General features: G+C 34.5%; 19 protein-coding genes. 17 read left to right on the forward strand and 2 right to left on the reverse strand.

Annotation, left to right across the window (positions count from 1 at the left end):
• The 12 genes from BCI01S_RS00005 to dacB all read left to right on the forward strand — a co-directional run.
• Positions 1-389: winged helix-turn-helix domain-containing protein (locus BCI01S_RS00005; RefSeq protein WP_167555716.1), on the forward strand; the 389-nt coding region annotated here is incomplete at its 5' end.
• On the forward strand, positions 364-1,371 hold the full coding sequence (locus BCI01S_RS00010) for a sensor histidine kinase (protein ID WP_047943466.1): 1,008 nt from the start codon (positions 364-366) through the stop codon (positions 1,369-1,371). The genes BCI01S_RS00005 and BCI01S_RS00010, both read left to right, overlap by 26 nt.
• Positions 1,372-1,458: 87 nt before the next feature.
• Positions 1,459-2,217, forward strand: coding sequence for an ABC transporter ATP-binding protein (locus BCI01S_RS00015; protein WP_047943467.1), 759 nt, complete (start codon positions 1,459-1,461; stop codon positions 2,215-2,217).
• Positions 2,214-4,286 carry an ABC transporter permease gene (locus tag BCI01S_RS00020; RefSeq protein ID WP_047943468.1) on the forward strand — a complete coding sequence of 691 codons (2,073 nt, stop codon included), beginning with the start codon at positions 2,214-2,216 and terminating at the stop codon, positions 4,284-4,286. Before BCI01S_RS00015 ends, BCI01S_RS00020 begins: the two co-directional genes overlap by 4 nt.
• A gap of 229 nt (positions 4,287-4,515) precedes the next feature.
• On the forward strand, positions 4,516-4,746 hold the full coding sequence (locus tag BCI01S_RS00025) for an NAD-dependent epimerase/dehydratase family protein (RefSeq protein ID WP_053215808.1): 231 nt from the start codon (positions 4,516-4,518) through the stop codon (positions 4,744-4,746).
• A gap of 271 nt (positions 4,747-5,017) precedes the next feature.
• Entirely contained in the window at positions 5,018-5,608 is a 591-nt protein-coding gene (locus tag BCI01S_RS00030; RefSeq protein ID WP_061795907.1) for a TetR/AcrR family transcriptional regulator, read from the forward strand.
• Between the two features lie 537 nt (positions 5,609-6,145).
• On the forward strand, positions 6,146-6,532 hold the full coding sequence (locus BCI01S_RS00035) for a DoxX family protein (RefSeq protein WP_369988344.1): 387 nt from the start codon (positions 6,146-6,148) through the stop codon (positions 6,530-6,532).
• A gap of 370 nt (positions 6,533-6,902) precedes the next feature.
• The gene (locus BCI01S_RS00040; RefSeq protein ID WP_369988345.1) at positions 6,903-7,898 is read left to right on the forward strand and encodes a zinc-dependent alcohol dehydrogenase family protein; all 996 of its coding nucleotides are present in this window, start codon (positions 6,903-6,905) and stop codon (positions 7,896-7,898) included.
• A 301-nt stretch (positions 7,899-8,199) separates the two neighbouring features.
• Positions 8,200-8,412: a hypothetical protein gene (locus tag BCI01S_RS00045; protein WP_047944635.1), complete on the forward strand. Its 213-nt coding sequence runs from the start codon at positions 8,200-8,202 to the stop codon at positions 8,410-8,412.
• Positions 8,413-8,622: 210 nt separating this feature from the next.
• Positions 8,623-9,153, forward strand: coding sequence for a GrpB family protein (locus tag BCI01S_RS00050; RefSeq protein WP_172885236.1), 531 nt, complete (start codon positions 8,623-8,625; stop codon positions 9,151-9,153).
• Positions 9,154-9,710: 557 nt separating this feature from the next.
• Complete coding sequence (locus BCI01S_RS00055; protein WP_047944633.1) at positions 9,711-10,520, forward strand: Fpg/Nei family DNA glycosylase; 810 nt, start codon at positions 9,711-9,713, stop codon at positions 10,518-10,520.
• Between the two features lie 93 nt (positions 10,521-10,613).
• The gene (gene dacB, locus BCI01S_RS00060; protein ID WP_047944632.1) at positions 10,614-12,104 is read left to right on the forward strand and encodes a D-alanyl-D-alanine carboxypeptidase/D-alanyl-D-alanine endopeptidase; all 1,491 of its coding nucleotides are present in this window, start codon (positions 10,614-10,616) and stop codon (positions 12,102-12,104) included.
• Between the two features lie 55 nt (positions 12,105-12,159).
• On the opposite strand, the gene BCI01S_RS00065 is transcribed toward dacB, so the two are convergent.
• On the reverse strand, positions 12,160-13,107 hold the full coding sequence (locus BCI01S_RS00065; protein ID WP_047944631.1) for a nucleoside hydrolase: 948 nt from the start codon (positions 13,105-13,107) through the stop codon (positions 12,160-12,162).
• A gap of 241 nt (positions 13,108-13,348) precedes the next feature.
• Positions 13,349-13,975, reverse strand: coding sequence for a ribonuclease H1 domain-containing protein (locus BCI01S_RS00070; protein WP_047944630.1), 627 nt, complete (start codon positions 13,973-13,975; stop codon positions 13,349-13,351).
• A gap of 158 nt (positions 13,976-14,133) precedes the next feature.
• Between BCI01S_RS00070 and BCI01S_RS00075 the strand changes: the two genes are divergently transcribed.
• The 5 genes from BCI01S_RS00075 to glsA all read left to right on the forward strand — a co-directional run bounded on the left by BCI01S_RS00075 (position 14,134) and on the right by glsA (position 22,243).
• The gene (locus BCI01S_RS00075) at positions 14,134-15,894 is read left to right on the forward strand and encodes a sensor histidine kinase (RefSeq protein ID WP_082809977.1); all 1,761 of its coding nucleotides are present in this window, start codon (positions 14,134-14,136) and stop codon (positions 15,892-15,894) included.
• The gene (locus BCI01S_RS00080) at positions 15,887-16,627 is read left to right on the forward strand and encodes a LytR/AlgR family response regulator transcription factor (protein WP_047944629.1); all 741 of its coding nucleotides are present in this window, start codon (positions 15,887-15,889) and stop codon (positions 16,625-16,627) included. The genes BCI01S_RS00075 and BCI01S_RS00080 overlap by 8 nt, the downstream gene beginning before the upstream one ends.
• Before the next feature lie 150 nt (positions 16,628-16,777).
• On the forward strand, positions 16,778-18,574 hold the full coding sequence (cstA, locus tag BCI01S_RS00085) for a carbon starvation protein CstA (protein ID WP_061795909.1): 1,797 nt from the start codon (positions 16,778-16,780) through the stop codon (positions 18,572-18,574).
• A gap of 424 nt (positions 18,575-18,998) precedes the next feature.
• A complete protein-coding gene (locus BCI01S_RS00090) occupies positions 18,999-21,200 on the forward strand; it encodes a sensor domain-containing protein (protein ID WP_061795911.1) in 2,202 nt (733 codons plus the stop codon).
• 113 nt (positions 21,201-21,313) lie between these two features.
• The gene (gene glsA / locus BCI01S_RS00095) at positions 21,314-22,243 is read left to right on the forward strand and encodes a glutaminase A (RefSeq protein WP_061795915.1); all 930 of its coding nucleotides are present in this window, start codon (positions 21,314-21,316) and stop codon (positions 22,241-22,243) included.
• The last annotated feature ends 3 nt before the right edge of the window (positions 22,244-22,246 follow it).

The following is a 22,246-nucleotide window of genomic DNA, read 5'->3' on the forward strand; positions in this document are numbered from 1 at the left end:
TGACAAAACCTTTCAGTGTAGGAATTTTATTGGCGAAGATAAATGCCATTTTAAGGCGAACAAAGCATATTTCGGATGATGAAAACAAAATAGAAGATGGAAAACTGATTTTGTTAGAAGACAGTTTAAAGCTGCAATATGAAAATCAAACAGTAGAACTTTCAAAGAATGAATATAAAATCATAAAACTATTGTTGCAAAATTCGGGAAAACTGGTCAGTAGAGATGCCTTATTTGATGCGTTGACGGACTATAACAAGTTCGTGGCTGAAAATACACTTAATGTAAATATTTCTAGAATAAAGAATAAGTTAAAAGAATTAGGCCTCGAACATGTCATCACAACCAAAAGGGGATTAGGTTATGTCCTTCATTCAACTGATTACTAATGTGATACAAGATAAGAAAGTAATCATCTTTGTTTACATCATTAATACTTTCCTAATCGTATCTTTCTATGTGCTATTACTAGGCACTGAAGAGTTTTTATATCCGATTCTATTGAGTAGTGTCCTATTCATCCTTTATTTAGGATACGAAATTTATAATTATCATAAATTTGCAAACGATATCGAGGATGGTCGGAAAAGTCCTAACTATACCACTAATTTTATGAATAACAAAGCCAAACTTGTCTTTACTACCCTTCGCGAAGTCCATCAGGAATATAACAGAAAGTTCTATGACAATAAAGTGAAACAGAACCATAAGAATGCCCTATTTTCTCAATGGATTCACAATATGAAAACCTCTGTATCCGTCATTCACCTTGCTTGTGAAGTAAGCCTCTCCGAAAGAGAAAATGATGAATATATGGAAGATATCAAAGATGAAAATGATATTTTAAAAAAGAATTTGGAGGAAGCGTTAAATTTACTTAGAATTGAAGAATTTTCAAGTGATTTTATTGCTCAACAATTGCCATTAAAAGAGCTTGTCTATCAAGCGCTGAATGAAAGAAGAAGAGAAATGAGGTATAAAGGTATTCATCCTCTGGTATATATTCCAGATGCATTGGAAATCTTAACGGATAAAAAATGGGCTCAATATATGATTGAACAAATTTTATCAAATGCTATTAAGTATTCTATTGCAGAGAAAAACCAACCAATCGTTATTCAAGCAATAGAAGAAGAAGACTACGTCATTCTTTCAATTAGGGACGAGGGAATTGGTATAGATGAGAAGGATATCAACCGTGTATTTGATCCTTTTTTTACTGGCGAAGGTGGAAGACGCGACAGAAATGCTACAGGAATTGGGCTTTATATGGTGAAACTTATTTCTGACCGATTAGGACATAAAATAAAAATTCAATCACAAAAAGACAAAGGAACTACTGTGCAAATTACTTTTCTTGCAAAACTGTAAGATTGCGAGATGAAAATCGATTTTAACTTCCTGCTTCTCCCTATATTCTTTAGGTAATCAATCTTTGAATTATTGGAGGATTTTACTATGGAAGTTTTAAAAGTAAATGATCTATCAAAAGTGTATAACTCATTTAAAGGAGCAAAAGAAGTTACTGCCTTAAATGGAATAAATCTTTGTGTGCATAGTGGAGATTTTGTTGGAATTATGGGACCCAGCGGAAGTGGAAAGACTACCCTGTTAAATTTATTATCGGGAATTGATCAATCCACTTCTGGAGAAGTCTTTATAGAAGATAAAAATATAACTGAATTATCAATGGAGGAAATGGCTTTATTTAGAAGACAAAGTGTTGGCTATATATTTCAAGACTTTAACTTACTTGATAGCCTTACTATTTCTGAAAATATTGCTCTACCTTTAATATTAGATAAAGTTGACCCCAATAAAATCAACATAAAGCTTAAAGAGCTTGTAGCCTTTTTTGAAATCGAACATATCCAAAATAAATATCCTTATCATATTTCTGGGGGACAAAAACAAAGAGCTGCCGCGGCAAGAGCACTAATTAATGATCCGGCGATAGTATTCGCCGATGAACCAACGGGAAATCTCGATTCGAAGTCTTCAAAAAACATTATGAACACATTAAAAAAAATTAATGAGGAAAAAAACAGCACGGTTTTGATGGTTAGCCATGACCCCTTCGCCGCATCTTTTTGCAAAAGAATCATTTTTATAAAAGATGGAGCTATTAAGATGGAAATTGCATCGAATGGAGACAGAAAGGAATTTTTCGATCGAATTTTAGAAGCAGAAAGTATGATTGGGGGAGGAAATGAATGAATTTCTCTTCCATCGTTTATAAAAATTTAAAATACAATTTAACCCGTTATATTTCTTTTTACCTAGTAAACAGCTTTATTGTAGCCGTTTTATTTATGTATGGGACTTTGTATTTTAACGATAGTATCCCTGTTAATATAAAAAACATTCTTAATTTTACATTTGTTGCTCTTGTGCTGTTTTGTATTATCTTTATTTCATATACACAAACCTTTTTTGTGAAATTCAGAGGAAAAGAGTTCGGGGTATACTTGACATTGGGAATGACGACACGAGATCTCAAAAAAATGATTCGCCGAGAAAATATTATTATTATTTCTATCTCATTGTCAACAGGAATTGCAGCTGGTTTGCTTTTTTCTAGGATGTTTTATTTAATACTAAGTAAAGTGTTAGTAAATATTGAATATAGCATCAGCTTTAATACTTTTTTTCTTACAATCACTGTCTTCTTACCTATTTTTATTATCAGTACATTTTTTACAGAGAGATATTTGACGAAACTTTCAATTATTGAAGTTATTCAATCGAGCTCGAAAAAAGAGATAGCTACTGCTTCCAATCCTATTATAGGTTTTATATCCATTATTGTTTTTGCTATAGCATTATATCTCTTGCCGAAAATATACACAGGTGACATCTTTGATGGAAAGAAAGTGATTTTTACATTTTGTGCCATAGCGACATTAGTTGGACCATTCTTTATTATCGGTACGCTGATCAGTACACTTCGTTCGGTCATCCGTAAATACCCAAGCAGTTACAATAATAATTTGTTGGTTCTTTCCAATCTGGAGCACCGTTTTTTATCATACCGGACGATTCTTTATGTCGTTACTCTGATGGTGTCTATCGGCATTTTTTTGATTGGAACCGGTTATACGATTCATAAAAATACGGTTACATTTAATGATTTGGAAAGACCATATGACTTTATGTTCGTCGAAAACGATAAATATAATCATATTTCGCAGGAAGAGATACGGAAAGTAATCGAAGATAATGGAGGAGAGATTAAGGATTATACTGTCTTAAACTATCTTTCATTACCGATATACAAAATGAAGGATCATAAAGTGCAGACGGGTGAACGCACGTATTCTAACAGTGTGATTATTAGTGAAAGCAATTACAACAAGCATATGGGGACAAACAAAGACATACAAAGAGGATACATGTTAGATGTTTTTCTTGATGGTGGAGAGGTTCAAACAAAACCTACTGAAGATATAATGTTTTTAATGAATAGAAAAAGTATTCAAAGCCCAGGTAAACAATTTAATGATACAAATATTACGATGGATTCTTCAGACTTCTTTCATCGTGTTCCTGCTTCGGATCTATTTATTGTCCCTAAAGAACATATATTGAATGAAAAAGCTCAATTGACAAATTTAGAATATACCAATGCCTATTCAACATATCACGCTTATGTAGTAAATGATAAAGACTATGAAATGATCAAAAGAAAAAGCGATTATAGCGATCCTTCCAAGTATCATTTAATAAATCTTTCTAACGGTGATAACTACAAAGTTTTCTCTGGAATACTCGATGCATTACGAAAAGTAAATCATGCTGATGAAGAAATATGGAAGAACAAATCTTTTTTAGGCGGACCGATAAATGAAAAGACCATGCTGGAAGCATATCGACCTTTCTCTAAAATGGAAAAAGTAGAAAGAGATAAAGAAGTAAATGGCGTTTTTTATTTCTCGATGGCCTTTTTAGGCTCATTACTTCTAATTTCTTCAAGTATTGTGCTACTTTATAAAATTGTAACAGATATAGCCGAAGAAAAGTTGCAAATCACTATTCTGAGAAAAATCGGAATCACCAACCGTGAGATGAAAAAGCATTTGACCAAACAGTTGAAACTTATATTTTTTGTGCCAACCCTGTTTGGTATCACTATGGCAATGTATTATATTGCATTAATTAATACCAACTACTCAAAAATCAATTATACGATGATGCAGGCATTATTAGTGGTAGGAATGTATATTTTGTTGCAGATCCTATTTTACTTTGGATTAAGGAGGCAGTATCTTTCTAATTTAAACGAATAGCAAATTCTTAAATAAGTAATTCTCATATCAAGCCTACAGTAATAATCTTACTCAATCGAGCCCTTTCCTGAAGTAACGAAAAAAGCCCAATTTCACCTGAGAAATTGGGCTTTTAATATAGGAATCGAGTTTCATTATTAGAAGCAGCTGAAGATATTGATATTATTATTCATTGTGCGGCTTATTTAGGCGAGGATTTAGAGAAAGCGATGAATTCAAATGTAATTGGTTGGAAAATTTAGCGAGTGTAGCAATAGAAGCAGGTATAAAGAGATTTGTACCTATATCAACTTTATCCGTTTACGGCGAGCCAATAGTGGGATCTTTTGATGAAAATTCACCAATTAAAGAAAGTCATCCGGAAGTATACATTAAGACTAAAGCCCCATCTGAAAGAATTCTAAATAATTATAAAGAGAAGGGACTCGACTTAATCATTTTAAGACCGGGAGCGATTTGAGCAGAGAAAAACTCCTATTGGGGAGATAAACAAGTTGAATGGATGATAAATTCCGACATTGTTAACTGGGTAAATCCAGATGACCTTATACCAATTTTCTAACAATATAAATACAATCTGAATATATAGTTTTATTTATATTCAGATGGAAATTGTTACAGGCTGCGCAAAGCTATTACTAGAAGATTCTAAAAACAATTTACAAACCGATGGTCGGTATGTTATATTCGATATATTCGAAATATTAATTTTACATTACGGAGGGTTGATTTTGAAGCAAGATGAGCGAAGACTGCAAACAACAAGACTTCTGCTTGAGAAGACTAAAGAGCTGATACGGGAAAAAGGCTGCGATTCGATTACGATGAAGGACATCATGGACAGATCAGGCTTGTCGAAGGGGGCCATTTTCCATTATGTGAAGAGCAAAGACGAACTTTTTGTGTGGGTGCTACAAGAGCGGTTAGAAGAAACGAATGAACTTTTTATGAACGTGGTGGAGCAAGGAAGCCGATCATTTGACGAGCCATATCAAAAAATATTTGAGAGTATTTTGGCCTATGCAGATGCGGATGTAACGAACAAACTGCTGATGTATTTGTTTGGAAAGGAAGAGAAGCCGGTTATTTCAGAAGCGCTCAAGAGGTATTATGAACGTTCTGTATTCTTATCTAGACAGTGGATTGAGACAGGTCAAAGGCATGGCGTTATTTTGGAATCAGTTGATGCAGGCAAAACAGCTGAAATGTTCGTTCTTCTGACAATTGGGCTTCGTGTCCGGTCCACGATACCATCTGTTTCCTCTGTTTTTAGCGCCGCAGATTTCTCATCGTTTATTATCGATATCTTAAAATCCCCATAAAGGGCGTGAAGGGATAATCAAGATGAGCTTATGGTTAACGGTGCACTAACGGGAGTCGTATTGATGGTTGGAAATATAATTATGGCTGCCTGTTGGAAATTAGGGAGAATTTGACGAAGAATACAGTTGAAACTCATAGCGCAGTCAAAAACGTACTGCTGACCAATTATATATTTACGGTTCTAGCTCTTCCACTCCTTAGTGGCTCGGGGAGTATAATGGCTGCACGCTCAGGAAAGCCATTGCCAGGGTTAACTGACTTATATTGTCGCTCTTATTTATTAGTTTTAACAGGGATAATTTGGGCTGAATTCTTATTCTTCAGCAGCTTAAAATGATTCATTCCGTGAGGAATGCACCGAAAACGGCATTCTCTCTAAGGCATATCAGGATGCTTCTTACTTATAGCCGTCTGCGGTTTTATTACAACGCTAATGCACTCGTTACTTTATATCTTATAATAACTAAAGGATTCTAAGGGGGATTTACATGATACCATTTTATGTACTTGTCGCAGCTTTTCTGCTGTTCAAGGCTATGGGCTTGATTGGAGTACTCTATTTCGAAGGATGGCATGCCTCGCTTCAAGGGGCAGTTGCCGTCATGCTGCTAGTTACCGCATCTGCTCATTGGGGGACAAAGCGTCCGGATTTAATCCGTATGGTACCGCCTGTTTTTCCCAGACCGGATTGGATTGTGACGGCTACAGGACTGCTTGAAATAGCCGGAGCAATCGGGATTTTGTTTCCGGCCACATCCAAAGTAGCATCTTTAGGATTAGCGGTGCTGCTATTGGCAATGTTCCCCGCAAACTTCCGGGCGGCCAGAGACAAATTAACGATAGGGGGGAGACCTGTACCTAAGCTGATTCCCCGAACGGTTCTTCAAATCATTTTTCTTACGGCCGTCCTTTTGGCAGGTTGAACCTACTATGTGAAAAAACAGCTCCATTTGAAGGGTCTAAAAAACAGCTATAGACATAGAACTCCTTCTTTCACTAGTGTGGAATAGTTAAAATCCAGCTCCAATTTGGCTGCCTTTTCTTATTCGCTAAAGGGAACTTAGTTTTATAAGAGATGACATAAAATTAAACTGGCTGTAATATAACAAGACTGCTGTTATGTAGTCTTGTTTTTATGAAATAAAGGATGGATTTCCAAAATTATATTAAAAATTATGCTTAAATCACTTACGGACACTGTAATAGATGAAAAAAGCCTTCTTGTATCACAAACGGAGGTTAGTTTAAGCTGGTATAATAAAGAAATCTAAATTATTTTAAGGAGCTTTAATAATTTTGAATACGAAATGTATTAAATTCTACGAATTCGGCAGTCCTAAAAAAGTGTTAAAAGTTGAATATAAAAGCATACAACCATTAAAAGATAATGAAATCCTTGTACGGATGCTAGCGCGACCTATAAATCCTTCTGACTTAATTCCAATTAGAGGAGCATATTCACATCGAATTTCTTTGCCTAATATTCCCGGTTATGAGGGAATTGGGATTGTAGAAGAAGTAGGTCCTTTAGTTTCCAAAAATTATATTGGGAAACGTGTTTTACCATTACGAGGGGAAGGTACTTGGCAAGAACTTGTAAGGACGTCTGCAGAATTTGCAGTTCCAATACCTGATTCCATTGATCATTTTACCGCATCACAAATGTATATAAATCCCATTACAGCGTGGGTGACTTGTACGGAAATTTTAAAACTAAATTCCAATGATGTTTTGCTGGTTAATGCTTGTGGGTCTTCTATTGGGCATATTTTTGCCCAATTATCCAAGATATTAGGTTTTCGATTAATTGCTGTGACTAGAAATAATAAACATACAGAAGACCTACTACAACTTGGTGCATCATATGTTATTAATACTTCTAAAGTTCCACTTTATAGTACAATTATGGAGTTAACAAATGGAATTGGTGCGGATGCTGCCATTGACTGTGTTGGAGGTTCATCTGGAAACGATTTGGCTTTTTGTGTACATCCTAATGGGAATTTTTTAAGCATAGGGCTTTTATCTGGAATACAAGTAAACTGGGCAGAAATTGTAAATAAAGCTAAAGTGAATGCTAATATGTTTCATTTGCGTAATTGGAATAAGAATGTCCCTACAAAAAAATGGCACGAGACCTTTAGTCACTTGATAAGACTATTGGATCAGAGAAAATTACATTTTAAGAAGGTAGATTCTATGCACGACTTTCTGGATATAAAAACGGCTATTGACGTTGTTGAATCTTCCAAAGAAAGAAAGGGGAAAGTATTTTTAACAAGCTTCTAAGTTAATTCTTCTTCAATTAAGGGGGCTTTGTAATTAGAGAAAAGGCTTTTTTCTTATTAAAATAATGGCAGGATACTCTAACTAAATATATCCACAAAGTACCTATAGCATTAAATATTAGAGATATTTGAAACCTTATATGTTATTATTCCGTATACTACTTATAGGAAGGACATTTCCTTTTTATATCACAAAAGTAGCTTTATTAACGTTTGATTCCATTACACTGACGATACGGATTGTAACAGTTTAACAATCGAGTCTGTTAATTGAGAGTTTTCTAGTGGGAGGTGTTAATAGTATGTCTAGGTCCATTACAAAATTATTTCTTCACCCAATGTTTCGTTTTTTCTTTTGGTCAGCAGCTGCTTTCTGGCTAATTTTTCTAGGAATATCGTCAAGCGGCTTGAATCGTTGGATAGATTTTTTATTATCTTTAATTTTCCTTGGTACAGCAATTGAATATGCAGTAAAAAGTGTTGCGTATTATAAAAAAGAACAATTAAATAATTGAACATTTTTATAAAAATTATAAGTGTTTCATAAAGAATCAATTCGTTTTGAAATCTTTTTTCAAAACAAGTTCATTTAATTTAACTTAAAAAGTGAATTTGTAAATAGTTTTTGAGCCAACAATATTTGAAAGCTACAACAAACTGTTTTCAATAATTTTAATAATTAAAAGTGTGATAAAATGAAAATTATTGTTGATTGGGGGAGTAACTTGCGTAAGGTAGAAGTATTGTCATATGATGAGAAATGGAAGCAAATGTTTAAAGAGGAAGCGGCAAAATTACAAACAATTTTCGGAAATGAAATTGTAGATATACATCACATAGGCAGTACCTCTGTTCCAGGGTTAAAGGCAAAACCAATAATAGACATAATGCCTGTCGTTAGAGATATTAACACCGTTGATAAATATAAAATTTTTATGCAAGAAATTGGCTATGAGCCGAAAGGAGAAAACGGTATACCTAAACGGAGATATTTTCAAAAAGGTGGGGAAAATCGCACTCATCACGTTCACATTTATCAAACTGGAAGTTATGAAATAAAAAGACACTTGGCTTTTCGTGATTATTTAGTCTTACATACAGACGAAATGGAGAAATATGCTGACAGAAAAGAAGAATTGGCTCAACAATTCCCCTATGATATTGAATCATACATAAATGGAAAGAATTATCTTGTTAAGGAAATTGAACGAAAATCATTGAATTGGTATGAGACAAACCAAAAATTAATAAAATAGCTAGAAATAAGCTAAGTTGCTACCTAATTTAGCATTTAATATCACAATGGATATACGTATTACGCTTATACTAACCGGTGTGTTCGCTTTATAAGGTTAACCAGTTTTTGCTGGTTGACCTTTTTTAATAGAGTCTATTTTATCAGTAGGTAGTTGTAAGGTGTACGAGGGTCATTGATCCATCAACTAAACTGTCCGCCTCCGACTTGTAGAAACATGTTGGACTAGTTGGGACGAAGAACTAGTTTAACAAGCAAAGCTATGATACTTCAAAAAGGAATAAGGGTCACTGGTGAGTAATTGGTGAGAGGAAAATAAACAATTAATCCATGAGTTGGTCTGGATGTTTAGTTCATAAAGAAGATAATTATTTTTATTAAGGAAAATAAGGATTTATAGAGACTGATACAACCAGTCATCTTCATTTCGTGAATATAAGAAAGATTTTCAACTATAAAAGAGATTAAAATTTTATATATTGCTCTTAAAAGTGACATAAATAGTTTTTATGATCTTGGCAAAAATAAGGGAGGAAATAAAAAGGAGAGAATGAATAAATGCCAGAATTGCCAGAAATGGAAAACTATAAAATCTTATTGAATAAATTGATTACCACCCAAACCATTACCTCGATAGCCGTTAACCGAGAAAAGTCCATTAATATTACGAAACAATCCTTTGAGAATCAATTAGTGAATACTACTATTCTTCGCGTGGAAAGGCGTGCGAAACATCTACTCTTTTACTTATCCAATCAAAAGGTTCTGCTATTGCATTTAATGTTAGGTGGATGGATGTTTTTTGGAACCGAAAAAGAAAAACCAAATAGAACCATTCAAATCCAACTAACATTCGGAGAAAGACACTTATATTTTATTGGACTCCGATTAGGTTATCTACATTTACTAACTCTTGAAGAATGTAAAGAAAGGCTGAACGACTTAGGTCCAGATCCTTTTGAACCTCTTTTTACTGAAAACAGTTTTCAAAACATGATTAACTCTAGGAAGGGGACAATAAAGCTTAAATTAGTTGATCAACATTTTATCTCAGGTATTGGCAATTGTTACTCCGATGAAATTTGTTTTGATGCGCAAATCTTACCAACTCGAAAATTAGAGGATTTAAAAGAAATGGAGCAAAAAAAGCTCTATAATTCCATTCTGCAAATATTAAGAGCGGCTACTAATATGGGTGGCTATATGGAGCATCCCCTTTATGCAGGAGATAAAAAAACCGGAGGATATGATGAGCTTTGCAAAGTATATGATAGAGAAGGAGAAATATGTCCAAGGTGTCAGCACAAAATAGTATTTATAAAGGTATCTTCTAAAAAGTGTTTTTATTGTCCAGGTTGTCAGTTTTAATTAATTATGCGGATAATTCTGCAATTCCTGGAGATAATATACATTTAGCAACTCAATGCACTTTTATCAAGGAGAAATATAAGGAGTGAGAAGATGACTTTATGGAAAAAGGGAATAGTAGTAGTAATGTTATTCTCTATATTCTTGTCTGGAAGCACACCTAACACATTTTCACCGAAAGTATTCGCAGCAGAAGACCATAAAAAAGCAACATTAGCCACGGCACTTGAATCACTGTTAAATATAGAACCAGAACTAAAAGGAAGTTTAGCAGGAATCAGTATTCGCGAACAAGAAACAGGAAAAATTATTTTTGAACATATGGCTGATTTGCGACTAACGCCTGCTTCTAATATGAAGTTACTAACTTCAGCAGCAGCATTGAACATTTTAGGAGAAGACTATCAATTTATTACGGAAATTTATGGAGATGGAAGAGTAGAAGATGGTCATTTAAAAGGAAACTTATACATAAAAGGGAATGGGGATACAAGCCTTTTAGCTTCTGATTTAGAAAAACTCTCAAAAGAAATTAAAAGAAAAGGGATTAGTTATATAGATGGAGACATAATAGGCGATGACTCCTGGTATGACAACATCCCTTTTTCAAGTGATTTGGCATGGAGTGATGAAGCTGCCTATTATGGGGCCAAAATTTCCGCTTTAACACTATCACCAGATAAAGAATATGACGCAGGGACTGTATTGCTTGAAATAAAACCTGGTAAGAAAAAAAATGAACCAGTAATAATCAATACTTTGCCAAGAACAAGCGAAATTAAAATTGTCAATAATGCTATTACAGCAGATAAAGAATCTGCTGCAAGTTTAAAAGTTAACAGAGAACATAACAGTAAAGTAGTAACAATAACAGGAAACCTGCCAATTGACACTCCCTTAAAAAAAGAGTGGGTATCTGTTGATGATCCTACAAGCTATACATTAGATGTGTTTCAACAGGCATTAAAGAAAGAAGGAATACAATGGAAAGGGGTTGTCAAAAAAGGAAGAACACCACAAATCGCTTCTATCCTTACTACTCATTCTTCTATTCCTCTCCGGGAATTACTACTTCCTTTACTGAAATTAAGTAATAATACAATTGCTGAGACATTAATCAAGGAATTGGGAGTAGTCAAAAAAGGGGAAGGAAGCTTTGCAAAAGGGATCGAGGCTCTAGAAGAAGAATTAGCGGCTTTTCATCTTGATCCAACTAAGATGCTTATCCGTGATGGATCAGGTATATCACCAATAGATTTTATTTCAGCAACCGACTTAAGTTTGTTTTTATATGAAATACAAGCACAACCATGGTTCTCCACATTTAGTCAATCATTACCTGTATCAGGTCACGAAGAAAAAATGATTGGCGGAACACTGCGCCATCGATTGAATTCTGAGAATACTAAAGGAAAAATACTCGCTAAAACGGGGACTCTTACCTCTGTAAGTTCATTATCTGGCTACATGGAAAGCAAATCAGGTAATAAATATATTTTTTCCATTTTATTAAACCATCTAACGGATGAAGATAAGGGAAAAGAGATCGAGGATAAGATAATGGAAACGTTGGTTGAATTTTGAGAAGACTGCTTTGAAATATCAGTTCCTATTTTTTTAAATAGGAACTGATATTTTTTTATAAATTATTTTTCGCCAATTTTGCTAAGTCTGTAATGTACGCGAAAAAGTCATCTCTCTTTACATCATATACAACAGAAACAGGACGGCCAGTGTCACTTATTAAAGTTCTCCCTTGGGACGGCGCTTCTGTTATAGCAATTGATTTAACTTCTTTCATTTTAACTAGCTCTTTTTTTCCAATTGTTGCTGTTGTTAGTACATCCCAAAGATAATAGGTAGAGTTCGTTTCTACATGAACAAGAGGGGGACATGCAGCATAGCATTGACCAACAAAATCAACTCCAGTAAATTTTCTTAATGAAGCCCAATGATTGCGGACAGAAATGGTTAGTGGAACTTGATTTGTACTTTCTAACGCCACCATTTCGATCTGTAAATCACTAGCCCAAACAGCTGCTACTGCCCAAGGATCCCAAAAAGCATTCCATTCAGCAGTCCCGTCATGTTCAGGTTCCTGTACATTACCAACCTCTAAGAATGTTCCGCCCATCCAGACTAATTTTTCAATTTTTTCTTGAATATCTGGAGCAATTTCAATTGCTCTTGCTAAATCTGTCAGCGGTCCAGTAAATAAGAGTGTTGTTTTATCTGGATTTTCCCTTACTGTTTTAATTAAATGTTCATGTGCTGGAAGTTCACTTTCAGGGGTAATTACTTCACCGCTTTCATTTAAAATCGGCAAGGCATCTACATAAAACGTGTGCATTCTCCATTCTTTCGGAAATGGATTAACTCCGCGAGAATTAGACCTGGCAACTTCTACTGGTCCGTGACCGAATCGATCTATAATCTTTCTACTTGCACTGATACCTGGTTCTAAATAGCCATCTGCTGGAATAACTGATACACCAATTAAGTCTACTTCATCCATTTGTAATAGAAGAAACAGAGAAACTAGATCATCAATTCCGGCATCATGATTAAAATATACCTTCTTTGTCAAAAAAATTCACTCCTATGTAAATTAACATTTATCCCCGTCAAACGGGAAGTAACTTTATAAACTAGCTACTTTCTCTATCTATTCTATAATACTATCAGACCAATGTGAATAATTAGTAAATTAAATAGAATATCTCACCATAAATAATATTATTTAAACTTTAATTTAACGAAGAATAGAAAAAGAACTTGGAAAACCACCAAGTTCTTCCCATCATCTATTATATCTATTAACAACAGCCTTACTTACGACCGAAGTCTGCTTTGATTTCACCATACTTATTCGTATCCCATTTTAGAATTTTATTTGAATAGTTATTTTCCTTCAGCCATTTTTCGGCACGTTCAATTAATTGCCACAATTCTTCTGTACGCTTATCTCTTACTAATGTTGTATTTGCCTTTTTATTACGTACCCAAGCTAACGCCGTCATACTATCACTGTATATGGTGGTGTTCTTGCCTTGTTTTTGCAAAAGACTTAATGCATGTACAATTCCTAAAAATTCGCCAATATTATTCGTACCGAATACTGGACCATAATGGAAAATTACTTCTCCTGTTTTCGTATCAACGCCTCGATATTCCATCATTCCAGGATTACCACTACAAGCTGCATCAACAGAAATGCTATTTTCCTCAATCGGCGCCAATGTTTGAATAGATTGTTTTTGAGTGGAAGTACTTTTGGATGCTGATTTTGATATATTCCCACCTTGTTTAAAGGCTTTTTCTGCTTCCTCCAAAGTTGGAAAAGATTTAAAAGAAGCACCTTTAAAACCTTTTATTTGCTTTTCACATTCCGCCCAAGTTGAGAAAATCCCTGTTTTTCTACCATTCCATACAACATAATATTTTTTTGCTGCCATAATTTCATCCAACCTTTCACTGCTATTAAATAATCATATCACAGGAAGGGATCAAAACGAAAATGTAGAGAGAGCGTAACAACATACTTGAAAAGGCTTTCTATAAATCTAGGAATTTACTATAATGATGTTGAGTAAAATAGGAAGGGGGGAATAAATTGCTCCAATTACTTCCACTAATGATTGAACGAGTCGGTATTTTAGTTATTTTTGCCTTCTTATTATCAAGAATAAAGATTTTCCGATCGATTATTCATCATGAATCACAATGGCACGATAAACTCTCGTTAATACTTATCTTTGGCGTCTTCGGAATAATTAGTAATTATACTGGAGTCGAAATATTAAAAGGAAGTATTAGCACCCATACATGGCAGCATGAATTAGATGTTTCAAGCGCTATTGCTAACACAAGAATTATGGGGGTAGCCATTGGCGGAATGATTGGCGGCCCATTAGTTGGCCTTGGAGTAGGATTAATAGCTGGCCTTCATCGCTTAACATTAGGAGGATTCACTGCAATTGCTTGTGGATTATCTACCATTGCTGCTGGATTATTGACTGGGCTGCTTGGAAGGAAATACTCCATTAAACAGGATTCTGCAAGCAAAGCAGTGAATATCGGCATCGCCATGGAAATTATTCAAATGGTATTTATCCTTTTGATTGCAACACCTTTTGAGCTTGCATTCGAACTCGTCAAAATTATTGCTTTTCCAATGATTGTCATTAATGGGTTTGGAATGCTGATTTTTATCTACATCATTCAAAACATTCTGTTAGAAGAAGAAAAAACGAAAGCAGCACAAACCAATATTGCTTTAAATATTGCTCAATCTACGCTTGCTTATTTACGTCAAGGACTGAATCCTGAATCTAGCAAGCAGGTTGCTAAAATTATGTTAAAAGCTACCAACGCTGATGCAGTATCCATAACTAATAGATCCATTGTTTTGGCACATGAGGGGCTAGGCGGGGATCATCATATTCCATTAGAGAAAACTTCTACCAAATTAACAGAAAAAGTGTTAAGGGAAGGGAATATTCTTATTGCGAAAAAGAAAGACGAGATTCAATGCAGCAATCAAACATGCCCGCTGCACGCTGCCATTTTGTTACCATTGAAAGCAAACAATAAAACTGTCGGTACCCTTAAATTATATTTTGCCAATCCCAAAAACATTCAATTAGTAGAATATACTTTGGCAGAAGGGTTAAGCAAGTTATTTTCCTTACAGCTTGAATTAGCAGAAGCAGAATTACAACAAAAGTTATGGAAGGATGCTGAAATTAAAGCATTACAAGCACAAGTTCATCCTCATTTTCTGTTTAACAGCATGAACACTATTTCTGCGCTAATTCGCACAGATGGAGAAAAAGCGCGGCAGATGATCCAACGATTATGTACTTATTTCCGCAGCAACATACAAGGATCTAAAAATATGCTGATTCCTTTAAGTCAAGAATTAGAGCATGTCCATGCCTTTTTAGCATTAGAAGAAGCGAGATTTCCTAATAAGTTTATTTTAAAAGAGTCTGTAGAGCCCGAACTAAAAAAGGTCCTTATTCCGCCGTTTACATTACAGCCCCTAGTAGAAAACTCCATTCGTCATGGCTTTTCCAAAGGTACAGTTGGGACTATTACAATATGTGCATATAAAGAAAAAGATAGGATGGTGTTAATTACAGAAGATGATGGGAAAGGAATGAGTGAAGATACTCTATACATGATTGGCCAAAAAAATATTTCCTCCAGTACAGGAACTGGTACGGCGCTTTGGAATATTCAGGAACGAGTGAAAAAGTTATATGCGGAGAAAGGGAAATTCACCATTGAAAGTGAAACGAATAGAGGAACGAAGGTGATGATTACATTGCCTTCTAAGGAACCAAGTATATGGAGGGAAGTAGATGATTAAAGCATTAATTGTCGAAGACGAACCATTAGCAAGAGATGAATTAAAGTATCTCTTGAAAAGAAGCAGCAAAATAGAGATAGTGGCCGAGTGTGATGATTTGGAGACAGCTCTGTACATAATTGATAATCAAAAAATAGACGTTATTTTCTTAGATATTCAACTTGGAGAAGATAATGGAATGAATTTAGCGGAACAGTTAAAGCACACCGCAAATCGTCCGGAAATTGTCTTTGCAACTGCATATGATGAATATGCACTTCAAGCGTTTGACGTAAATGCTGTCGATTATATATTAAAACCGTTTGAAGAAGAACGAATTAATCAAACTATTTTAAAGCTGCAAAATAAGCGGAGTCAAACTACAGAAGAAACAATAGGAAAAAGCGTAAACAAATCGCCCCTTCAAAGTAATAAGTTAGCTGTCACAGCCAATGACAAAATAAAGATTATTGATTTAGATAAAATCGTCTATATAAGTGCACAAAATGGTAAAACATTACTTATTACAGAAGAAGAGGAATTGGTCATTACTTTTACATTAACACAATTAGAGCAAAAGTTAGTAAATAGTCCTATTATGAAAGTACATCGGTCTTATTTAGTTAATAAAGAAAAAATATGTGAAATAGAACCATGGTTTAACTCTACGTATTTACTGTGCATGAATAATGGCGAGAAAGTGCCTTTAAGTAGAAACTATACAAAAGAGGTGAAACAATTATTCGGATTTTAAGTAAATTTCATTTATAATCATACAGACTGGATATTGTATTTTATCCAGTCATTTTTGCATTTCAGCTAATTTTCTTTGCATTTTACCATGAAAACGTTTTTTTATCCTTTACATTTTTTATAATAAAATCATTAAAGGAGGTAGATAAAAATGAATGCGGTTACAATCGTTATAGCATCTGCTTGTATTTTAATGATTGCTTATCGTTTATACGGAACTTTTATGGCAGTAAAAGTATTAAAGCTTAACGATAAAGAAAAAACACCAGCACATGAACTAAATGACGGAAAGGACTATGTACCAACCAATAAATGGGTTACCTTTGGACATCATTTCGCAGCAATAGCAGCAGCCGGTCCTCTTGTAGGACCTATTCTAGCTGCACAGTTCGGGTATTTGCCTGGATTGATTTGGCTATTAATTGGGGCTGTTATCGGAGGAGCTGTCCATGATGCAGTGGTATTATTTGCGAGTATGAGAAAAAAGGGCAAATCATTATCTGAAGTAGCAAAGGAAGAACTCGGCCCTGTTGCAGGTTTTTGTACAGGACTTGCTATGTTATTTATTATTACCATTACTATGGCTGGTTTATCGATGGTAGTTCTACATGCTTTAGAGAGAAATCCATGGGGAACATTTTCGGTAGGGATCACGATCCCGATTGCGATGGGAGTAGGCATATTTTATAAGAAAACAGGTAATCTCAAACTATGCACAACCATTGGATTTATTCTGTTAATGATAGGTGTGTTTGTGGGACCAATGATCCAAGATACCGTACTGGGAAATTGGTTAACACTTGATACAAAAACATTAGCTATTATTCTTCCTATTTATGCATTCTTTGCAGCTGCACTACCTGTATGGCTGTTATTGGCACCGCGAGATTATTTAAGTAGCTTTATGAAAATCGGTGTATTTATCGCCCTTATTATTGGTGTATTTATTATTAACCCCGCTATTGAATTTCCTGCATTTACGGAATTTGTAAATGGAGGGGGACCAGTTATCGCAGGACCAGTATGGCCGTTTATTTCCATTACGATTGCATGTGGTGCTATTTCCGGATTTCATGCCTTTGTCGGCTCTGGCACAACACCAAAGATGCTTGATAAGTGGAGTGATATTAAAGTCGTTGGTTTTGGTGCGATGCTTGTCGAATGTTTAGTAGGGATTATGGCCCTTATTGCTGCAACTGCTCTTCATCCAGGAGATTATTTCGCAATAAATTCCAGCCCAGAAGTATTTCGAACACTTGGTATGAGTGTTACAAACTTACCAGAACTAAGTCGTGAAATCGGCATTGATTTAGAAGGAAGAACGGGAGGAGCAGTTACCTTAGCTGTTGGAATGTCATATATTTTCACAGAAATTTCTTGGTTCTCCCATCTAGCATCTTATTTCTTCCAATTTGTGATTATGTTTGAAGCTGTCTTTATATTAACAGCCATTGATGCAGGGACGAGAACTGCACGCTATTTAATTCAAGATTTTCTTGGTGAGTTCTACAAACCATTAAAAAAAGTGGATTGGCTGCCTGGTTCTATTTTCGCAAGTGCATTAGCATGTTTAATGTGGGGATATCTCTTATTCTCAGGAGATATTAGCTCGGTATGGGCACTATTTGGTGTCTCTAATCAGCTCATGGCAACGATCGGGCTGATTGTTGGAGCAACCGTTATTTTAAAAATGGCTGATAAACGTAGATATATGCTGACTTGCCTCATACCGATGGCATATTTATTTGTAACAGTAAATTATGCTGGGGTGTGGATGGTTAAAAACGTTTATTTAAACCCAGAAGCGTCAGGTTATAATGTGCTTAATGCCGTACTATCAATTATCATGCTAATATTAGGGGTTATCATTATTATAGCTGCAACAAAAAAATGGTTTGACACCTGGAATACGCCCCGTGTTCATGTGGAATCAACGAATCTAAATTAAGATAGAATGGTTTAAACTAAGTTTTCCTGTCAAAGCTATACCCAAATAATCTACGAATCTTGCTGAGTTATTTCGTATGATTGTTTGGGTTTTTTATTCGTGTGAAAATTGAATTTCCATCTGACTTATATTTAAAAATGGAAGTGAATATTAAAAGATTTTGATTTGGTTTTACTCCCATGTCCATTTCCACATGCATATATCCTCACTATCTTCCTCCCATAAAGAGATTTCAAAAATAAAAATAATAAACGAATCCTAATAAGTGTATTCTAAGTAAACATATATTTAAAATTTTATTGTCAAGAGTTTAACTTTATGGAATTATGGATATTAAGGGAGAAGTATTTTTGTTCCATACATATTTGTTTTAATAAAAATTTTATTGACATAAATATGATCAATTAAAGTAAGGAGTTCTTCTATGGATTATAAACACAGTGAAACAAAATGGATGGTGGCCATTTGTTTTTTTGTATTTTTATCTGTGATTTTAAACATCTTTGCTGCATCAATAAATAAAGAGCTGTTTATTCTGCTGCAATTAATTATTACTAGTGGCTTATTATATGTTTTTTATCAATTAATAAAAAAGTTCACCTACATACTCGGCGAATTTGCTCAAAGCAATAAAAAATTACAATCTATTTTTGACACTTTGGATATTGCGATTTGGTTTCATGATTTAAAAACAAATAAATTAATGGTCACTGCAGGGATTGAAGCTATTTATGGTTATTCATCAGAGGCATTTTATAAAAATCATAATTTGTGGAAAGACGTTATCCATCCAGCTGATCAAGAGGTTTTAGTAGAACGAGCGGAGCTTCTAACCCATCAAGATGTCGTTGTCAGCACTTATCGTATTATTAAACCAGATGGGAAGATTCGCTGGATAAAGGATAGAGGCATCGCTGTGTTTGACAAATCGACTAGGGAGATGACTGAGTTTACAAGCGTGTTAATTGATATAACAGATAGCAAAGAAAATGAAGATAAATTTAGTAAATTGGTCGATATATCACCAGACATTGTTGCAGTAACAGTTGATTACAAGTTTCATTATATAAATAAGGCTGGCATCAAAATGTTAGGAAAAGACTATAATTCCATACAGGGGCTTGCAGTAAAAGATTTACTTTCTGAAGCCACTTATCAAAATATCGTTCGACAATATAAAAAAAGCAAAAAATTAAATCAAAATGTAGTTGAGATGGAAGTTGAATTAACGAAAGACTTAGCGGAAAACGTATTCTTAGAAATCAATTGCATGCCAATTCTTTTTGGAGGACAAGAAGCTGTTTTGATTGTTGGAAGAGATATCACATCCCGGAAACAGGCGGAATTAAAAATTAAGGAATTAGCATTTATAGATACGCTGACAAAATTACCGAATCGAAACAGTTGTATGCATCATTTAAATGATCGACTCTATAACCAAGAAGTGGAAGCAATGTCCATATTATTTTTAGACTTAGATCAATTTAAACGGATAAATGATACGAAAGGACATGGAACAGGAGATATCATTTTACAAGAAGTATCTACTATCCTTCAATCAGCTATCGACAAAAATGATTTTGTTGCCCGTCTCGGGGGAGATGAATTTTTAATCATATTAGAAAACAAAACAAAATTAGAAACAGCTGAGACTGCCCAAAAAATAATAAACCAATTTTCTTATCCTATTGTAGTGAAACAAGATGAATTCTTCGTTACACCAAGTATTGGCATCAGCATGTTTCCATCAGATGGAAAAGATCAAGAATCATTAATAAAAAATGCTGATACAGCCATGTATGTTGCCAAAGATCACGGGAAAAACAATTTTCAATTTTACTCCGCTTCCATTGCAGAAAAAGGCGCAAGAAAGATGGAATTGGAGATGGCACTACGCAAAGCTATTTTAAACAAAGAATTAGAATTATACTATCAGCCACAAGTAAATATCCATACAGGCAGCATATTTGGTGTTGAAGCTCTCCTACGTTGGAAACACCCGGTATACGGCTATTTGTCTCCAGATGAATTTATACCAATTGCTGAAGAATCCAATTTAATATTAACGATTGGAGAATGGGTCATAACGGAGGCATTTGCGCAGAAAAAGAAATGGGAAAGAGAAGGAAAAAAAGATTTAAAACTTGCTATCAATATTTCTGCTCGACAATTTCAATACATTGATTTCATTTCTTTTCTACAAAAAGAAATAGTAAGACTAGAAATAGATCCAAAAAAAATCGAGTTAGAGATAACGGAAAGCATTATGCAAAATATTGAATTAGCCCAAATGGAATTAGCTAATATTAAAAAGCTTGGCTTTCAAATATCGATAGATGATTTCGGCAAAGGTTATTCTTCGTTAAGTTATTTGAAATCACTGCCTATTGATACCATTAAAATTGATAAAACGTTTATTGATGATATCAGTCATCCTATTCACAAAGGCTCTTTAGCCAAAGTCATTATCGATATGGGTCATAATATGAATTTCCTTGTCATTGCAGAGGGAGTAGAAACAAAAAATCAAATCGATTTTCTCATAAACCACCAATGTGATATCGTACAAGGATACTACTTTAGCAAACCATTGACTTCATCTGAATTAGAAAAATTCTATCTATAAATCAGAAACCTTTTTCATTTTTTGTTTCTAAGGATATACTAATCTTATTAAGAAATTCTTTTTTATATTTTATAAAAAGGGATGTAAAAATTTTTCGTAAAGTTGGTGAAAAAATGCCTTGTCAATCTAATGAGGAATTAGAAAGTATATTGTTAGAAGCAAAACAATATACACATAATGGGAAAGTTGCTGATTATATCCCAGCTCTTAGCAAAGCAAATCCTGATGATTTATCTGTAGCTATTTACGACCATGATGGTACTTGTTATTCAGCAGGCTGCATTCATGAGAAAATTACTTTACAAAGTATCTCAAAAGTCATTACTTTAGCATTAGCACTAATTGAATCAGGAGAAGAGTACGTTTTTAGTAAAGTTGGCTATGAGCCTACTGGCGATCCATTTAATTCTATTGTAAAACTAGAAATGAGTAACCCGTCGAAGCCGTTAAATCCTATGATAAATGCAGGTGCCCTTGCAGTTACCCATATGATAAAGGGGAACTCCGTGGATGAACGCTTCCAGAAGATTATTGAATTTGTTAAGCTCTTATCAGGAAATAGTGATATTGGTTATTCAGCGGAGGTAGCTGAATCAGAGTTTGAAACATCTCATTTGAATAGAGCACTTTGTTTCTTTATGAAACAACATGGCATCATTAATGAAGATGTGGAGGAATTATTAGATTTATATACAAAGCAATGCTCTATCGAAGTAAATTGTTTAGATTTAGCGCGAATCGGAATCGTATTTGCTTTAGATGGAAAGGAACCTGTCACAAACAAACAGTTAATGCCAGCACATGTAGCTCGCATTTGCAAAACATTTATGGTTACATGCGGAATGTATAATGCTTCTGGAGAATTTGCTGTTCGAGTCGGAATCCCTGCAAAAAGTGGTGTCTCCGGCGGAATATTAGGCGCCGTTCCTTCCCGTTTTGGAATTGGTATTTCTGGTCCTGCGCTTGACGACAAAGGCAATAGTGTTGCAGGATTAAAACTATTAGAAATCCTTGCAAAAAAATATGATTTAAGCATGTTTTAATAA

Origin of the sequence: Niallia circulans NBRC 13626 (assembly GCF_001591585.1) — a bacterium.
GTDB lineage: Bacteria > Bacillota > Bacilli > Bacillales > Cytobacillaceae > Niallia > Niallia circulans.

Bases quoted from the DNA above. Each gene is read 5' to 3' on its own strand.
- BCI01S_RS00035 (WP_369988344.1), top strand. From the start codon at position 6,146: ATGGGCTTGATTGGAGTACTCTATTTCGAAGGATGGCATGCCTCGCTT.
- BCI01S_RS00055 (WP_047944633.1), top strand. From the start codon at position 9,711: ATGCCAGAATTGCCAGAAATGGAAAACTATAAAATCTTATTGAATAAA.
- BCI01S_RS00020 (WP_047943468.1), top strand. From the start codon at position 2,214: ATGAATTTCTCTTCCATCGTTTATAAAAATTTAAAATACAATTTAACC.
- BCI01S_RS00045 (WP_047944635.1), top strand. From the start codon at position 8,200: ATGTCTAGGTCCATTACAAAATTATTTCTTCACCCAATGTTTCGTTTT.
- BCI01S_RS00070 (WP_047944630.1), bottom strand. From the start codon at position 13,975: ATGGCAGCAAAAAAATATTATGTTGTATGGAATGGTAGAAAAACAGGG.
- BCI01S_RS00090 (WP_061795911.1), top strand. From the start codon at position 18,999: ATGGATTATAAACACAGTGAAACAAAATGGATGGTGGCCATTTGTTTT.
- dacB (WP_047944632.1), top strand. From the start codon at position 10,614: ATGACTTTATGGAAAAAGGGAATAGTAGTAGTAATGTTATTCTCTATA.
- BCI01S_RS00010 (WP_047943466.1), top strand. From the start codon at position 364: ATGTCCTTCATTCAACTGATTACTAATGTGATACAAGATAAGAAAGTA.
- glsA (WP_061795915.1), top strand. From the start codon at position 21,314: ATGCCTTGTCAATCTAATGAGGAATTAGAAAGTATATTGTTAGAAGCA.
- BCI01S_RS00080 (WP_047944629.1), top strand. From the start codon at position 15,887: ATGATTAAAGCATTAATTGTCGAAGACGAACCATTAGCAAGAGATGAA.
- cstA (WP_061795909.1), top strand. From the start codon at position 16,778: ATGAATGCGGTTACAATCGTTATAGCATCTGCTTGTATTTTAATGATT.
- BCI01S_RS00015 (WP_047943467.1), top strand. From the start codon at position 1,459: ATGGAAGTTTTAAAAGTAAATGATCTATCAAAAGTGTATAACTCATTT.